General features: G+C 69.8%; 12 protein-coding genes. 5 read left to right on the forward strand and 7 right to left on the reverse strand.

What is annotated here, in order from left to right:
- The first annotated feature begins 42 nt into the window (after positions 1–42).
- From rsmG to ACFYZL_RS15720, 4 genes are all read left to right on the forward strand, one after another.
- Entirely contained in the window at positions 43–783 is a 741-nt protein-coding gene (gene rsmG, locus ACFYZL_RS15705) for a 16S rRNA (guanine(527)-N(7))-methyltransferase RsmG (RefSeq protein WP_384580225.1), read from the forward strand.
- A gap of 266 nt (positions 784–1049) precedes the next feature.
- Positions 1050–2135: an AAA family ATPase gene (locus ACFYZL_RS15710; protein WP_384747861.1), complete on the forward strand. Its 1086-nt coding sequence runs from the start codon at positions 1050–1052 to the stop codon at positions 2133–2135.
- Positions 2132–3220 (forward strand): ParB/RepB/Spo0J family partition protein, encoded by a 1089-nt coding sequence (locus ACFYZL_RS15715; RefSeq protein ID WP_384729486.1) that lies wholly within the window; start codon positions 2132–2134, stop codon positions 3218–3220. Before ACFYZL_RS15710 ends, ACFYZL_RS15715 begins: the two co-directional genes overlap by 4 nt.
- Positions 3221–3304: 84 nt before the next feature.
- Positions 3305–3928, forward strand: a complete 624-nt coding sequence (locus ACFYZL_RS15720; RefSeq protein ID WP_384747858.1) for a GNAT family N-acetyltransferase — start codon at positions 3305–3307, stop codon at positions 3926–3928.
- Between the two features lie 69 nt (positions 3929–3997).
- Here the strand turns inward: ACFYZL_RS15720 and trxA are convergent, their stop codons facing one another.
- From trxA to sigM, 4 genes are all read right to left on the reverse strand, one after another.
- Complete coding sequence (gene trxA / locus ACFYZL_RS15725) at positions 3998–4339, reverse strand: thioredoxin (RefSeq protein WP_384747855.1); 342 nt, start codon at positions 4337–4339, stop codon at positions 3998–4000.
- Positions 4340–4392: 53 nt separating this feature from the next.
- Entirely contained in the window at positions 4393–5352 is a 960-nt protein-coding gene (trxB, locus tag ACFYZL_RS15730) for a thioredoxin-disulfide reductase (RefSeq protein ID WP_388679332.1), read from the reverse strand.
- Between the two features lie 123 nt (positions 5353–5475).
- Entirely contained in the window at positions 5476–6396 is a 921-nt protein-coding gene (locus tag ACFYZL_RS15735) for a hypothetical protein (protein WP_384747851.1), read from the reverse strand.
- Positions 6393–7100 (reverse strand): RNA polymerase sigma factor SigM, encoded by a 708-nt coding sequence (gene sigM, locus ACFYZL_RS15740; protein ID WP_388679336.1) that lies wholly within the window; start codon positions 7098–7100, stop codon positions 6393–6395. The genes ACFYZL_RS15735 and sigM overlap by 4 nt, the downstream gene beginning before the upstream one ends.
- 91 nt (positions 7101–7191) lie before the next feature.
- On the opposite strand from sigM, the gene ACFYZL_RS15745 reads away from it, so the two are divergent.
- Positions 7192–7719: a DUF2690 domain-containing protein gene (locus tag ACFYZL_RS15745; protein WP_388679339.1), complete on the forward strand. Its 528-nt coding sequence runs from the start codon at positions 7192–7194 to the stop codon at positions 7717–7719.
- 58 nt (positions 7720–7777) lie between these two features.
- On the opposite strand, the gene ACFYZL_RS15750 is transcribed toward ACFYZL_RS15745, so the two are convergent.
- The 3 genes from ACFYZL_RS15750 to ACFYZL_RS15760 all read right to left on the reverse strand — a co-directional run bounded on the left by ACFYZL_RS15750 (position 7778) and on the right by ACFYZL_RS15760 (position 14108).
- Positions 7778–9505, reverse strand: a complete 1728-nt coding sequence (locus ACFYZL_RS15750; protein ID WP_388679342.1) for a protein kinase family protein — start codon at positions 9503–9505, stop codon at positions 7778–7780.
- 117 nt (positions 9506–9622) lie between these two features.
- Complete coding sequence (gene murJ, locus ACFYZL_RS15755) at positions 9623–11797, reverse strand: murein biosynthesis integral membrane protein MurJ (RefSeq protein ID WP_388679345.1); 2175 nt, start codon at positions 11795–11797, stop codon at positions 9623–9625.
- 46 nt (positions 11798–11843) lie between these two features.
- Positions 11844–14108 (reverse strand): DUF6049 family protein, encoded by a 2265-nt coding sequence (locus ACFYZL_RS15760; RefSeq protein ID WP_384747840.1) that lies wholly within the window; start codon positions 14106–14108, stop codon positions 11844–11846.
- Positions 14109–14278: the final 170 nt, after the last annotated feature.

A 14278-nucleotide genomic window follows, 5' to 3' on the forward strand; every position in this document is an offset into this window, starting at 1 on the left:
GCAGGCGGGGCCGATCTTTGTCAGCCTGGCATGTGAGAAACCATGCGGTACGGAAGGACGGTCCCCGTGACGGAGGCAGCTGAGCTTCCCCCGGCGCCCGAAGAGGCGCGTGCGGTGTTCGGTGAGTTTTTCCCGGAAGCTGTGCGGTATGCGGAGCTGCTGGCGGACGCGGGAGTCAAGCGTGGCCTCATCGGGCCGCGTGAGGTGCCGCGGCTGTGGGAGCGGCACCTGCTGAACTGCGCGGTGCTTTCGGAGGTGGTGCCGCAGGGCGTCACCGTGTGCGATGTGGGTTCGGGGGCCGGTCTGCCCGGTATCCCGCTGGCTCTGGTGCGCCGGGATCTGAAGATCACGCTGCTGGAGCCGCTGCTCCGGCGGACGAACTTCCTCCAGGAGGCGGTCGAGCTGCTGGGGCTGGACCACGTCACGGTGATGCGCGGGCGTGCCGAGGAGGTCCTCGGCAAGGTGCAGCCGGTGCATGTGGTGACGGCTCGTGCGGTGGCTCCGCTGGACCGGCTGGCCGGCTGGGGCGTGCCCCTGCTGCGTCCGTACGGGGAGATGCTGGCGCTCAAGGGTGATACCGCCGAGGAGGAGCTGGTGAGCGCGAAGACCGCGCTGGCGAAGCTCGGTGTGGTGAAGACCTCGGTGCTTCACGTCGGTGAGGGTGTCGTGGATCCCCTGTCCACGGTGGTGCGGGTCGAGGTCGGAGAAAGCCCCGGTGGGGTGAGGTTTGCGGCCAAGCGGGCTAAGGCCGCCCGGGTGAGTCGGGCGCGCCGGCGCCGCTGATGTGACGGGGTCCTCTGGGGTTCGGCATCGATTTCTGCGGTGTTGGGCCCTATAGGTATGGATTTCGGAGTGTCGTAGGGGCCTGAAGACTCCGTCCGGGCATCGTGTTTCACGTGAAACGTCGCTCTCTGCTGCACGGAATCATCAGCCGCGGTCGCGCGGCTGCGTCCCCCCGCGAGAAGAAGGACGCGAGGGGGACGGAGTTGTCCACATCGGTGGATTCATCCACAGGAGTAAGGGCCCCGCTGGTTCGCGAGCCGGGTGACATGGCAGGCTCTGTTCATCGCGAGCCTGATGTCGAGGAGAGTGACACCGTGCGGTCCGACGCCAACCTCGCGGGGCCGATGGCCGACCCGGTCCCCGGTCCCCGCTCTGAATCACCGGGCGAGGATGTTTCACGTGAAACATCGGCGCCCCTTGTAGACAACGAGACCCCGATCGGCCGAGCCGCTCAGCTGGCGGTCGAGACGCTGGGGCGGTCCGGTGAGAGGCTTCCCCGGCCGGAGCAGACCCGGGTCATCGTGGTCGCCAACCAGAAGGGCGGCGTGGGCAAGACCACGACGACCGTGAACCTGGCGGCCTCGCTGGCCCTGCACGGGGCGCGGGTCCTGGTGGTCGACCTCGACCCGCAGGGCAATGCCTCCACGGCGCTGGGCATCGACCACCACGCGGACGTGCCGTCGATCTATGACGTGCTCGTGGACAGCCGGCCCCTGCTGGAGGTCGTGCAGCCCGTGGTGGACGTGGAGGGCCTCTTCTGTGCTCCCGCCACGATCGACCTGGCGGGTGCGGAGATCGAGCTGGTGTCGCTGGTGGCGAGGGAGAGCCGGCTGCAGCGCGCGATCCAGGCGTACGAGCAGCCCCTGGACTACATCCTGATCGACTGCCCGCCCTCACTGGGACTGCTGACGGTGAACGCGCTGGTGGCCGGCGCGGAGGTGCTGATCCCGATCCAGTGCGAGTACTACGCGCTGGAGGGTCTGGGCCAGCTGCTGCGCAATGTGGATCTGGTGCGGGCCCATCTGAATCCGGCGCTCCACGTGTCGACGATCCTGCTGACGATGTACGACGGCAGGACCCGGCTGGCTTCGCAGGTGGCGGAGGAGGTGCGCACGCACTTCGGCAACGAGGTGCTGCGGACGAGCATCCCGCGCTCGGTGCGCATCTCGGAGGCGCCGAGCTATGGGCAGACGGTGCTCACCTATGACCCGGGTTCCAGTGGTTCCCTCTCCTACCTGGAGGCGGCGCGGGAGATCGCGTATCGCGGGGTCGGAATGCAGTACGACGCCCAGCAAGCCCATATGGGCGCGGGCCTGAACAGCACGCAGAGTGTGGCGGAGGGGATCCAGTGAGCGATCGACGTAGAGGCCTGGGGCGGGGGCTGGGTGCGCTGATCCCCGCGGCTCCGCAGGAGAAGACGCCGCCGGTGATCGGTGCGGGGTCGACGTCTCCGTCTGCGGTGCCGGTGCTGCCTTCGGAGCGGGGGGTCGCGGCGGCGAAGCTCGCTTCGCTGGCGCAGGCGGATGTTTCACGTGAAACATCGGTTGCCGTCGAGCCGGTGAGCGAGCCGGTGGCGGTGCCCGAGGCGAACGTGGTGGCGGGAGCGATGTTCGCTGAGCTCCCGATGGATGCGATCACGCCGAACCCGCGGCAGCCGCGTGAGGTGTTCGACGTGGATGCGCTGGCCGAGCTGGTGACCTCCATTCAGGAGGTGGGTCTGCTCCAGCCGGTGGTGGTACGGCAGTCGACGCCGGGCCGCTACGAGCTGATCATGGGTGAGCGGCGCTGGCGGGCGTGCCGGGAGGCGGGCCTGGAGAGCATTCCGGCGATCATCCGGGCGACGGACGACGAGAAGCTCCTGCTGGACGCTCTGTTGGAGAACCTGCACCGGGCGCAGCTGAACCCGCTGGAGGAGGCTGCCGCGTACGACCAGCTGCTGCGGGACTTCAACTGCACGCACGACCAGCTGGCCGACCGGATCGGACGTTCGCGTCCCCAGGTGTCGAACACGCTGCGGCTGCTCAACCTGTCGCCTTCGGTGCAGCGCCGGGTGGCGGCGGGTGTGCTGTCGGCGGGGCATGCGCGGGCGCTGCTGAAGGTGGAGGACTCTGAGCAGCAGGATCTGCTGGCGCAGCGGATCGTGTCCGAGGGGCTGTCGGTGCGTACGGTCGAGGAGATCACGACGCTGATGGCGGCGGAGCCTCCGAGCAAGGTGAAGCCGAAGGGCCCGCGTGCGGGTGCCCGGGTGGCTCCGGCTCTGAGTGAGCTGGCGACGCGGCTGTCGGACCGGTTCGAGACTCGGGTGAAGGTGGACCTGGGCCAGAAGAAGGGCAAGATCACCGTCGAGTTCGCCTCGATGGAGGATCTGGAGCGGATTCTGGGGACGCTGGCGCCGGGCGAGGGCCGGGTGCTGGAGCAGGGTCTTTCCGAGGAGTAGTTCCCGCAGGTTCCTTTTGCAGCCCCCTGCTTCTTCGAGATGTCCGCACTCGAAGAAGCAGGGGGCTGTGTTTACGATGTGGTCATGGGTCGTCGGCTGGTACCGCTCACTCTGGACAACCTCCGGGACCTGCCCAGGCGTTGCAGGAGCTGTGTGTTCTGGGAGCTGGATCCCGTCACCGGTGGGGCCGCCGTGAAGGCGGGGACCTCGGAGGGGGAGAAGGAGGCCTGGATCTCCGCCGTCCTGTTGGACTGGGGTTCCTGTGGCCGGGTGGTGTACGTGGACGAGGTCCCGGTGGGGTTCGTGCTGTACGCGCCGCCGGCGTACGTACCGAGAGCCGCTTCTTTTCCGACGAGTCCGGTGTCTCCGGACGCGGTGCAGTTGATCACGGCGTGGATCATGCCGGGGTATCAGGGGCAAGGGCTGGGGCGGGTGATGGTCCAGACGGTGGCGAAGGACCTCCTGCGGCGGGGGTTCAAGGCGATCGAGGCGTTCGGCGACGCGAGGTGGGAAGGGCCTGCCTGTCTCTTGCCGGCCGACCATCTGCTGTCGGTGGGGTTCAAGACCGTCCGTCCGCATCCCTCTCATCCCCGGCTGAGGCTTGAACTGCGCACGACGTTGTCCTGGAAGGAGGACGTCGAGCTGGCCCTGGACCGTCTGTTGGGCGGGGCGAGGGCGCGGAAGGAGCCGGCGCTGCGTCCGCTGTGAGTCCCGGAACGCGCGAAACGGGGCCGCCCCCGGGAGGGGCGGCCCCGTTTCACGTGGAGCGGTGACGCGTCAGGCGGTCTTGACCTCGACGAAGTCGGAGAGGTCGCGCAGGATGGCGGCCTTCGGCTTCGCGCCGACGATGGTCTTGGCGACCTCGCCGCCCTGGTAGACGTTCAGCGTCGGGATGGACATGACGCCGTACTTGGCGGCGGTGGCCGGGTTCTCGTCGATGTTGAGCTTGACGATCTCGATCTGGTCGCCGTACTCGGCGGCGATGGCCTCGAGGGACGGCGCGATCTGGCGGCACGGACCGCACCAGGCGGCCCAGAAGTCCACCAGTACGGGCTTGTCGCTGTTGAGGACCTCGGCGTCGAAGTCTGCGTCGGTCACGTTCTTGAGGGTGCCGGCCACTGCGGCCTCCTTCTTCATTCCTGCGGGGTGTTGGGGTGGGGCTGGTGTGAGGGTCAGACCGCGGCGTGGGCCTTCTCGGCGTCCGCGAGGGCGGCGAGGAAGCGCTCGGCGTCGAGGGCGGCGGAGCAGCCGGTGCCCGCGGCGGTGATGGCCTGACGGTAGGTGTGGTCCACGACGTCGCCGGCGCCGAAGACGCCCGTGACGTTGGTCCGGGTGGAGGGGGCGTCGACCTTGAGGTAGCCCTCTTCGTCGAGCTCCAGCTGGTCCTTGAACAGCTCGGTGCGCGGGTCGTGGCCGACGGCGATGAAGAGGCCGGTCACGGGCAGCTCGGTGGTCTCACCGGTCTTGGTGTTGCGCAGGGTGAGGCCGGAGAGCTTCTGCTCGCCGTGGATCTCGGCGACTTCGCTGTCCCAGGCGAACTTGATCTTCGGGTCGGCGAAGGCGCGGTCCTGCATGGTCTTGGAGGCGCGCAGGCTGTCGCGGCGGTGGACGATCGTGACGGACTTGGCGAACCGGGAGAGGAAGGTCGCTTCCTCGATCGCGGTGTCGCCGCCGCCGACGACGGCGATGTCGTGGTCCTTGAAGAAGAACCCGTCGCAGGTGGCGCACCAGGAGACACCGCGGCCGGAGAGGGCGTCCTCGTTGGGCAGGCCGAGCTTGCGGTGCTGGGAGCCGGTGGTGACGATGACGGCCTTGGCGCGGTGGACGGTGCCGGCGGTGTCGGTGACGGTCTTGATCTCACCGGTGAGGTCCACGGCGACGATGTCGTCCGGGACGAGCTCGGCGCCGAACCGCTCGGCCTGGCCGCGCATGTTGTCCATGAGGTCCGGGCCCATGATCCCGTCCTGGAAGCCGGGGAAGTTCTCCACCTCGGTGGTGTTCATCAGTGCGCCACCGGCGGTGACGGCACCTTCGAAGACCAGCGGCTTGAGCGAAGCGCGTGCGGTGTACAGGGCGGCGGTGTAACCGGCCGGCCCGGAGCCGATGATGATCACGTTTCGTACGTCGCTCACGGGTTTCTTCCTCGTCTCTGCGGACTGCGTGTTGCCTACCGGGGGCCGGTGCGGACTCTCACCCCACCCAACGGATCCTACGGCGCATGCATTCCCCGGCTGTCCCCCGTGGACCTGAACGGGTCAGGTTCGGGGGTAGGTGTTCGTCAGGAGGAGCTTTCCGGTGGGCGAACCGGTGTTCTCGCAGGAGCTGTCGACGAGGTAGGCGTCGACGCTCGCGGGGTTGCCGGGGTGGGGCAGGACGAGGAGGTAGACGGGGGCACCCTGGTAGCTGCCGCGCTCGGAGGCGAGCGGGGTGTCCGGGCGGCCCGTGGCGTGCTGGACGCAGGCGGGGACGGGCCCGGGGGCGCGCCGGTCGCCGGGGGCGACGGGTGCGGCGGGGGAGTCCTCGTGGCCCAGGGTGTTGTTCTGCTCCTCGGGCGCGGTCTTGGCGCCCGGCTCCGGAGGGAGGATGCGCCGGACGCTGTCCTGGAGGCCTTGTGCCGTGTACGCGCCGGTGGCTGCTCCGGTGTCGGAGCTGGAGGCCCGGCTGCTGGCGGTGGTGTCGTGCTGCGCGGGGCCGGAGAAATCGCCGAAGAGGAAGATGCCGAGGGCGCAGGCGGCGGCCGAGGCGAGTCCCGTGATGACGGCGATGCGCCGGCGGGCGCGGCGCCGCCCCGGTCCGGTTGGGCCGGTCGGGTGACCGGTGGGGCGGTGGGGGGCCGATGTTTCACGTGAAACATCGGTGGGTGCGGGGGTGTGGGGCCGGGGGGCGGGCCGTCGGCTGTCCTTGTCGCGGGTGGCGTCGAGGAGTGCTTCGGCCGCGAGGGCGGCGTCGATGCGGCCCGCGATGTCGGCGGGCATCCGGGCCGGTCCGGGGAGGGTGCCGAGGAGGGAGCGGATCTCGTCGAGGGAGGCGCGGACGTCGGCGCACAGGGAGCAGTCGCCGAGGTGGCTGCGGATCTCGGCGGTGCGGGACGGAGAGAGGAGGCCTTCGGTGAGGTCGGAGATCTCCGAGACGTCCGGGTGTCGGATCGTGCCGGTCGTGTCGGCTGTGGGGCTCACGGTCGTCCACCTCCGCCCTTCACTGGGTCTGCGTCTTGGTCTGGTTGCCGGGGTTCTGTCGCAGGTGGGACGGGAGTCCCCGGCGTCCGGTTCCTTCCCCGCTCGGTGGCGGTGTTATCCCCGGCATTGGTGCGCAGATGAGTGAGCATCGGGACGAGTTTCGCGCGGCCGCGTGCGCACCTGCTTTTGACCGTGCCGGTGGGTACGTCGAGGACGTGGGCGGCTTCGGCGACGGAGTATCCCTGCATGTCGACGAGGACGAGCGCGGCCCGTTGTTCGGCCGGGAGGGTGCCGAGGGCGGCCAGGAGCTGGCGGTGGAGGTCCTGGCGCTCCGCGGGGGCCTCGGCGGACTCGTGGGGTTCGAGGAGGCGCTCCAGGCGGTCCGTGTCGTCGAGGGGCGCGGTCCTGCGGGAGGCGGCCTTGCGGGCGCGGTCGAGGCAGGCGTTGACGGTGATGCGGTGGAGCCAGGTGGTGACGGCGGATTCCCCGCGGAAGGTGTGGGCGGCCCGGTAGGCGGAGACGAGGGCGTCCTGCACGGCGTCGGCGGCCTCTTCACGGTCGCCGAGCGTCCGCAGGGCCACGGCCCACAGCCGGTCCCGGTGCCGCCGCACGATCTCCCCGAAGGCGTCGGGATCCCCTGCGACGTGCAGCGCGAGGAGCTTCTGATCCGGGATCGAGGCGGGATCGTCAGCCGACGGCCTCATGATTCCCCTCTGGTTGGCGGCGTGCAGGTATTGAACCGGTTTCCCCCCTGAAAGTAAATAGGAGTAACCGGACATTTCAACCTCATCGGACTTGATTCTGCAACCCTACGACGAAGATCATCTTCTGCGGGATCTGCTTTTGGTTGATATTCAGGTATGGGGAGACTCGATGCGAAAGCTTGGGAAGTTCGTTCCTGCTCTCATAGCGGCGCCGCTTCTGGCGGCGGCAATTCCGGGTAATGCTTATGCTGCCTCCTACTCCATGGACGGGCAGGACCCGTCATCGGCTGGATGCGCAGCCGACGCCACGACCAAGCAGTCGGCGTACATCGGTACTTCGAATTGGACGCTCGGCGTGGTTGAACTGCGGTACAGCGTCAAGTGCCACACCGCGTGGGCGCGCATCAGGCTTTCTGATAACGCTTGGGGAAAGGCTCAGATCAATCGTAACAACGATGGAAAAGCCTACAACTGCTCGAACCTGAGCTACAGCGATTCCCTCGGCAGCTACACCTGCTACACGTCCATGGTGTATGACAAGGATCCGCTCAACTCGTTTGCCGAGGGTTGGTCGCAGTACTCGAACACGAGCCTGAACACGCGGACTGCCTCGTACTGACCGGACATGAGGCGGTACTGCGGGCCTGCGGGGTTTGCCTCCCCGCAGGCCTGTTTTGCTATGAGGTTCTGGAGAAGACGACGTTCGAGACGCCCTGCTTGTAGCCGGCGCCGCTGAATTCGGAAGCGCCGGAATGCGGCATGGCCGTGAACCACAGGACCACGTAGCGGGTCTTGACCGGAGTCTCGGCCACGAGGTCGAGCTTCTTGCCGGAGGTGGTGCCGGTGGCGATCTTCTGCATGCTCTTGACTTGGGTCGACGACGACATGTCGGGTGCCGCGTAGATCGTCGCGGTCGTGCGGTTGCCGGAGAACCTGAGCGCTATGGAAGCGGCGCTCACTTCCTCTTCCTGTCCCAGGTCGAAGACGAGGCCGAGGCCCGCCTTGTACGCCCCCATGTCGGGACCGTCGTCGAACTTGTAGGTCCGCCAGAACGAGTTTTCGTCGGCGTCGATGCTGTTCTCGGCACCCTCGATGTTCTGCGGCTTGCCGTCCGGGTAGTACTCCTCGACCTTCTTGATCGGCAGCGTGACGAGCTCCGGTGCCTTCGGGGCGTCGTTGTTCTTGGGCTGGTTGTTGCTGCTGCCGCTCTCGCCCTGGGTGCCGCGGCCCAGGAGGGTGTCCGCGAGCTGCCAGCTGCCCAGGCCGAGGGCGGCGATGAGGAGGGCCGCGACGCCCCACTTCAGGGCGCGGCCGGTGCGGCTCTGCAGCGGGGGCGGCGGCGGGACGACGGGGCGGCTCTGGACGGTGGTGACGCCCGCGGGGACGGGGCGGCCGTAGCTGCCCTGCTGGTAGGTGGTCTGCTGGTACTCGGGAGGGGCCGTGAAGGCGGGCTCCGGGGGCCGGATGCGGGGCATCGCGGCGACGGCCTTGGCCAGCTCCTCGGGGGTGGTGCAGGCGGGTTCCTGGCTGGAGGCGGTGGCCCCGTCGTTGGCGAGGGCGCGCATGGCGAGTTCGCCCAGGCCGCGGTGGACGCCGGCGCGGACCTGGTCGGGGGCGATCAGGCCGACGCCCTTGGGCAGGCCGGTGAGGCCGTAGGCGTCGTTCTCGTACGGCCAGCGTTGGGTCAGGGCGGCGTACAGGAGTGCCCCGATGGCCTCGGTGTCGGCGCGCTGAGGGGTCTCGCTGGTGATGCCGCGCAGGGCGGCGTTCACGGCGAGGCCGCGGATGCGGTACTGGCCGGTGGAGGTGCGCAGTATCGCGCTGGGCGTCAGGCGCAGGTGGGCGAGACCCTCGCGGTGCGCGGCGGTCATGGCCTGGGAGATCTGGTGGACGAGCTGGTAGGCCTCGTGAGGTTCCAGGGGGCCCGCGGCGAGCACCGCGGTGAGTTCGGTGGCGTCGGGGAGCCACTCGTGGACGACGTAGACGAGGTCGTTCTCCTCCACGGCGTCGAGAACCTGGACGAACCGGGGGTCGCCGAGCAGGGCGGAGGAGCGGGCGGCGGCCAGGACGGAGCGGGCCCGGGGGTGGTCGGCGGGGAGCAGGTGGACGCCCACGGCGCGGCGCAGCTTCTCGTCCATCGCACGCCAGCTGCTGAATCCGTCCAGACGGGTGACGCACTCCTCGAGCCGGTAGCGTCTGGCGAGCTTGTGGCCGCTGTGGAGTTCGGGTGCGGCCGCGGGGGCCGCGCTGCTGCGTTCGCCGTCCTTTTCGGGCATGGGTCCGTCCGCGGCTTGTCCGTTCTGGGTGTCCACCCCGTCGGCCGTGGCCTGTGCCGCCTGAGCGGCCAGCGGCTCGTCGCCGCTGTTGTCGGCCACGTCGACGGCAGCCGTGCTACGTTCCGCCACCGTCGTTCCCGCCTCCCCATCCGTTACGCGCTGTCGGCCAGTCTGCGAAGCCATGCCAATTGTGCCCACAGTCCGACGCTATGCACGACACACGAAAGGGGGCGACGGTTGTGCGCATCAGCGCCCCAAACGCCCGCGGATCATTCCGACCATCGCGTTGAGCTCTTCGATCCGCATCCGCTTGGCGGCGAGGAGGAAGACGGCGGCCAGGGCGATGCCGCCGGCCGTGAGGGCCGCGGCCGAGCCGGCGACTCCGCTGCCGAGTGCCTGGGTGACCCCGTAGGCGACCGCTCCCGCGACCGCGGCGGCGGGGACGCAGGCGCCCGTCAGGCGGGCGTAGGTGCGGGCCACGTGGGCGCCGTCGAGGTCGCCGCCGAGGCGGGTCTTGAGGCGGCGCCAGGCGACCCCCACGCCCACGGCGTAGCCCAGGCCGTAGGCCGCGGCCATGCCGACGACGGCCCAGCGTGCGGGGAGCACGAAGAACGCGGCGGTGGAGACGGCCGCGTTGACGGCGGCGACGATGACGGTGTTGTAGAAGGGCGTCCGGGTGTCCTCGTAGGCGTAGAAGCCGCGCAGGACGACGTACTGGACGGAGTAGGGGATCAGTCCGAGGCCGAAGGCCATCAGGACGTAGCCGATGTTCTGGGCGCCTGCGCCGGAGCCCGCGTAGAGCAGGGTGGCCATGGGGACGCCGAGGGCGAGGAACGCGAAGGCGCAGGGGACGATCGCGACGGCCGAGGTGCGCAGGCCGTAGGAGATGTCGTCGCGGACGGCGGCGGCGTCGCCGTCGTGGGCGGAGCGGGAGATGCGGGGCAGGACGGCCGTCATGACGGAGACGGTGATGATCGCCTGCGGCATCTGCCACAGCAGCAGCGCGTAGTTGTAGGCGGTGATGCCGGTGCCGGGGTGTCCCTGCTTCTCGGCGACGGATCCGGCCCAGGTGGCGAGCTGGGTGACGACGACGAGGCCGACCTGGTTGGCGAGGACGAAGAAGAACGTCCACTTGGCCAGGCGGGCGGCCTTGCCGAGGCCGTGGCCCTTCCAGTCGAAGCGCAGGCGGGGGGAGAAGCCGGCGTCGCGCAGGTAGGGGAGCATCGCGAGGGCCTGGACGGTGAGGCCCAGCAGGGTGCCCAGGCCCAGCAGGCGGACGCCTTCGGGGGTGACGGTGGTGGCGCTGACGCCGGAGGTGGTGAAGCTGCCGAAGGCCCAGATGAAGGCGCCGAAGGTGGCGATGACGACGATGTTGTTGAGGACCGGGGTCCACATCATGGCGCCGAAGCGGCCCCGGGCGTTGAGGATCTGACCGAGGACCACGTGGACGCCCATGAAGAACATCGTGGGCAGGCAGTAGCGGGCGAAGGCGACCGCGACGTCCATCTGGGCGGGGTCGGAGGCGATCTTCGGCGACATCATCGTGATGAACACCGGGGCGGCCAGGACGCAGATGGTGGTGACGGCGGCCAGCAGGACCACGACGAGGGTCAGCAGCCGGTTGGCGTAGGCCTCTCCCCCGTCGTCGTCGTTCTTCATGGCCCGGACCAGTTGCGGGATGAAGACGGCGTTGAGGGCGCCGCCGCCGACCAGCACGTAGATCATCGTGGGCAGGGTGTTGGCGACCTGGTAGGTGTCGTTGAAGGTGCCGACGCCGATGGCGCCGGCGATGACCAGGGTCCGCAGGAAGCCGGTGATGCGGGAGACGATCGTGCCGGCGGCCATGAGCGCGCTGGACTTGAGGAGGCTCGCGGCGCGGCCGGCGGGCTTGCTCGGTGCCGGGGTCGCGACGGGGGCGTCCTCGGCGGGGGTACGGGGGGCCGCCTCCTGGTCGCGGTAGAGGTGCGCGAACGCGTCGGGCTCGGGCTGCTCGTCCGCGGCATTGGTGACCAGGGAGTCCACGCCGACGAACTGCGTGGTGGTGGCGTGGTCGCCGTACGGCAGGTGGCGGGAGGGGCCGTCCGGCTCGGGCGGCGGGGTCTGGGCCCACACGCGGGAGTCGGGCGCGTAGGAGGGTGCGGTCGGCGCCGCGTACAGCGGGCCCGGCTCCTGGAAGGTGCCGGGGGGCGGCGGCGGGTGCGAGGCGCGGTCGTAGAGCACCTCGGCGACCGGGTCCTGGGCGGAGAGGTCCTGAGCCCGGTACGGGTCGTTGTCGTAGGCGTCCTGGACATAAGGGTCGTTTTCCGGCGCGGGCGCGGGCGCGGGAACCTGCCCCGGCACCGGAGTGCCCGGGGCAGTGCCCTGGGCGGGCGAGGGCCCACCAGTGCCCTGCGCGCGGTCACCGTCGTACGGCGCGTTCATCGAAACCCCACCTCATCGTCCCCAGGCCGGCCGGCCACGGTATCGCTCAACGGTTCACTGTCTCACCCGTGCCGGACCCGTCCACGCTTTGCGGTCCGGTGTCCGGGGACTCGTCACTCGGCTGCGTGCTCTCCTCGGCGGCCGCGCGGGCCGCGACGCGCTTGCGGCTGGCGTACATCTTCATGCCTGCCAGGACGAGGAGGAGCACACCGCCGGCGATCACGAGCATGACGGTGGGGGTGACCTCGGTGGCCTCGACGGTGAACTTGCGCGGTTCGCCGTAGGGGATGCCGTCCTTGGTGAAGAGCTGCGCGGTGACCTCGACGGGGCCGCTCGCGGTGGCGTTGGCGGGGAACTTCACGGTCTGGGTGTGGTCGCCCTGGACGGAGACCTGCTGTTCCGTCTGGCCGCTGTCGCCGAACATCAGGCGGGTCGGGTTGGCGGACTTGACCCGCAGGACGAGGTCGTGGACGTCCTGGACGAGGCTGTTCTGGACGCTGACCGGAATGGTGGCGCTGTGTCCGGACAGGGTGGCGTCGGACTTCGGGACGACCTTGACCTTCTGCGTCAGGCCGAGCAGGTACTCCTGCACCTGGTCCCGGTAGGGGCCGGCCGCCTCGGGACGGCCGCGCCAGGAGGTGGACATCTCCCGGTTGGTGGTGTTGCCGAAGGGGATCTCCACGCGGTCGGGTGCGGCGAGGATCACCTTGAAGTGGTCGAGGGTGTTTTGGGTGGTGCGGATCTTCTCGAAGGCCGATACCGGCATTTCCTGCTTGGCGAGGGCCTCGGGGTACTGTCCGGCGCCCGGTACCTGGGTGGTGGCCCCGGGGTCGGGCTTGGCCGCGGCGGCGGCTTCGAGGTCCGCCGGCTGGGTCCAGCGGCCGGCCTGGAGGCCGCGGAGGGCTGCCGCCATCGTCTGCACCTGGCTGACGGTGGGCATCCGCTGGGGGGTGACGACGAAGCTGCGCTGCTCCCCCGTCTTCTGCAGGTTGAGGGCGAGGCTGTCGGCGAGGAAGCGCTGTACGGCGAGCGTCGAGTTCGTGGCGCTCAGCATGTCGCCCTCGAAGGCGGTGGAGAGTTCGGCGTCCGCGACGATCGCGGTGGCTCCGGCGCCGATCGGCCGTGCGGCGGAGGGCGTGTAGCCGAGGGCGCCGCTCTCCTGGAGGCTGTCGCTGCGGGCCAGGACGTTGTGGGCACCGGCCGAGGTGGCGACGTTGACGATCGAGGGGTCTATGGCGCCGTCGACGGGCCAGGAGAAGTCCGTGGTCGTGGGGACGTGCAGGACCGTCTCGACGGCCTGCTTCGCCTTGTCGGTGGCGGGTCGCAGCTGCCCCAGGCTGCCCGAGACGTCCTTGCCGCGGTGGGCGAGGGAGGCCAGGTCGGGGTCGGCGAAGGGCAGGGCGACGACCTTCTTGCCCTGTACGGCGGTTTCCAAGGCGCTCAGCCACTGCTCGGCGACGGCCTTGTTCTTGCCCTGGACGGGCTTGCCGCCCGGGACGCGGACCCGGTAGCCCTTGGTCATCGCGTCGACCGTGGCCAGCAGGTCGGGGTCGATGACCCAGGTGACCGGGAGTTCTTTGCCGAGCGAGACCATCTGGCCCAGGCGGCCCGCGGGCTTGAGGTCCTCGGCGAGGGAGTCGTCGAGGAAGACGGGGGTCTGGATCTCGTCCGAGCCGGTCTCGGCGGTCAGGTGGGTGGTGGAGATCAGCGGCCACACGTAGGTGAGCTGGGCGCGCTTGGCTGCGGCTTCGGGCTGCCAGGGCAGGAAGGTCCGCTTGATGCCGAGGACCTGCTCGGAGGGGCGGCTGTCGCTCACGCCGGACAGGGAGACGCCGAGCTGGTAGACGCCGTCCTTGTCCAGTTCGAGCTTGTTGACCGGGACGGAGAGGGTGAACGGCCGACTGACCTTCGAGGCCAGCCGGTCGATCTTCACGGCGTAGGCCGGGTCGATCTCACCCGGGTCGTTGCCCGCCCGGAAACCGCTGCGCTCCGCGGCCTCGCCGATGGACGAGCGGTCCGCGAGCGCGGGCCCGACGCGCAGGCCCACGTGGGCGTCGTTGATCGTCTCGGAGCCGTTGTTGACCACGACGCCCTCGATGGTGAGGGTGTCGCCCTTGACCGGTGCGGTGGGAGCCATGGACAGCAGCTGGACGTCGACCGACGGGCCCGTGGCCGCTTCGGCCTTCGGGGCGGGGGCGTAGACCAGAGCGGCGAGTACCGGGGTCCCTGCGAGCAGGATCATCGTGCGCCGCAGCCAGCGGCGCCGGGCAGGGGCGGGGGACGCCCCCTGGATGTCTGCCGCTTCCGCCACGCGCTAGCCGTCCCTCGAAGTCAGTGGTCGTCGTTTTGTGCGTCCACGCATGGTAACGAGGCCCGCTGTGCGCGAGTGCCGCGCGGTTGCTCCACATGATCGGCTCGGCCCCGGGTTCCCGGTGCACCGGGGCGCCGTGAAACGGGGAAGCCCCTGGCGGGCCGGGCACG

It is taken from the genome of Streptomyces sp. NPDC001717 (assembly GCF_042892775.1).
Classification (GTDB): domain Bacteria; phylum Actinomycetota; class Actinomycetes; order Streptomycetales; family Streptomycetaceae; genus Streptomyces.

Excerpts from the sequence above, each read along its gene's own strand:
- sigM (WP_388679336.1), bottom strand. The coding sequence starts at position 7,100 with ATGAGGCCGTCGGCTGACGATCCCGCCTCGATCCCGGATCAGAAGCTC.
- rsmG (WP_384580225.1), top strand. The coding sequence starts at position 43 with ATGCGGTACGGAAGGACGGTCCCCGTGACGGAGGCAGCTGAGCTTCCC.
- ACFYZL_RS15710 (WP_384747861.1), top strand. The coding sequence starts at position 1,050 with ATGGCAGGCTCTGTTCATCGCGAGCCTGATGTCGAGGAGAGTGACACC.
- ACFYZL_RS15720 (WP_384747858.1), top strand. The coding sequence starts at position 3,305 with ATGGGTCGTCGGCTGGTACCGCTCACTCTGGACAACCTCCGGGACCTG.
- murJ (WP_388679345.1), bottom strand. The coding sequence starts at position 11,797 with ATGAACGCGCCGTACGACGGTGACCGCGCGCAGGGCACTGGTGGGCCC.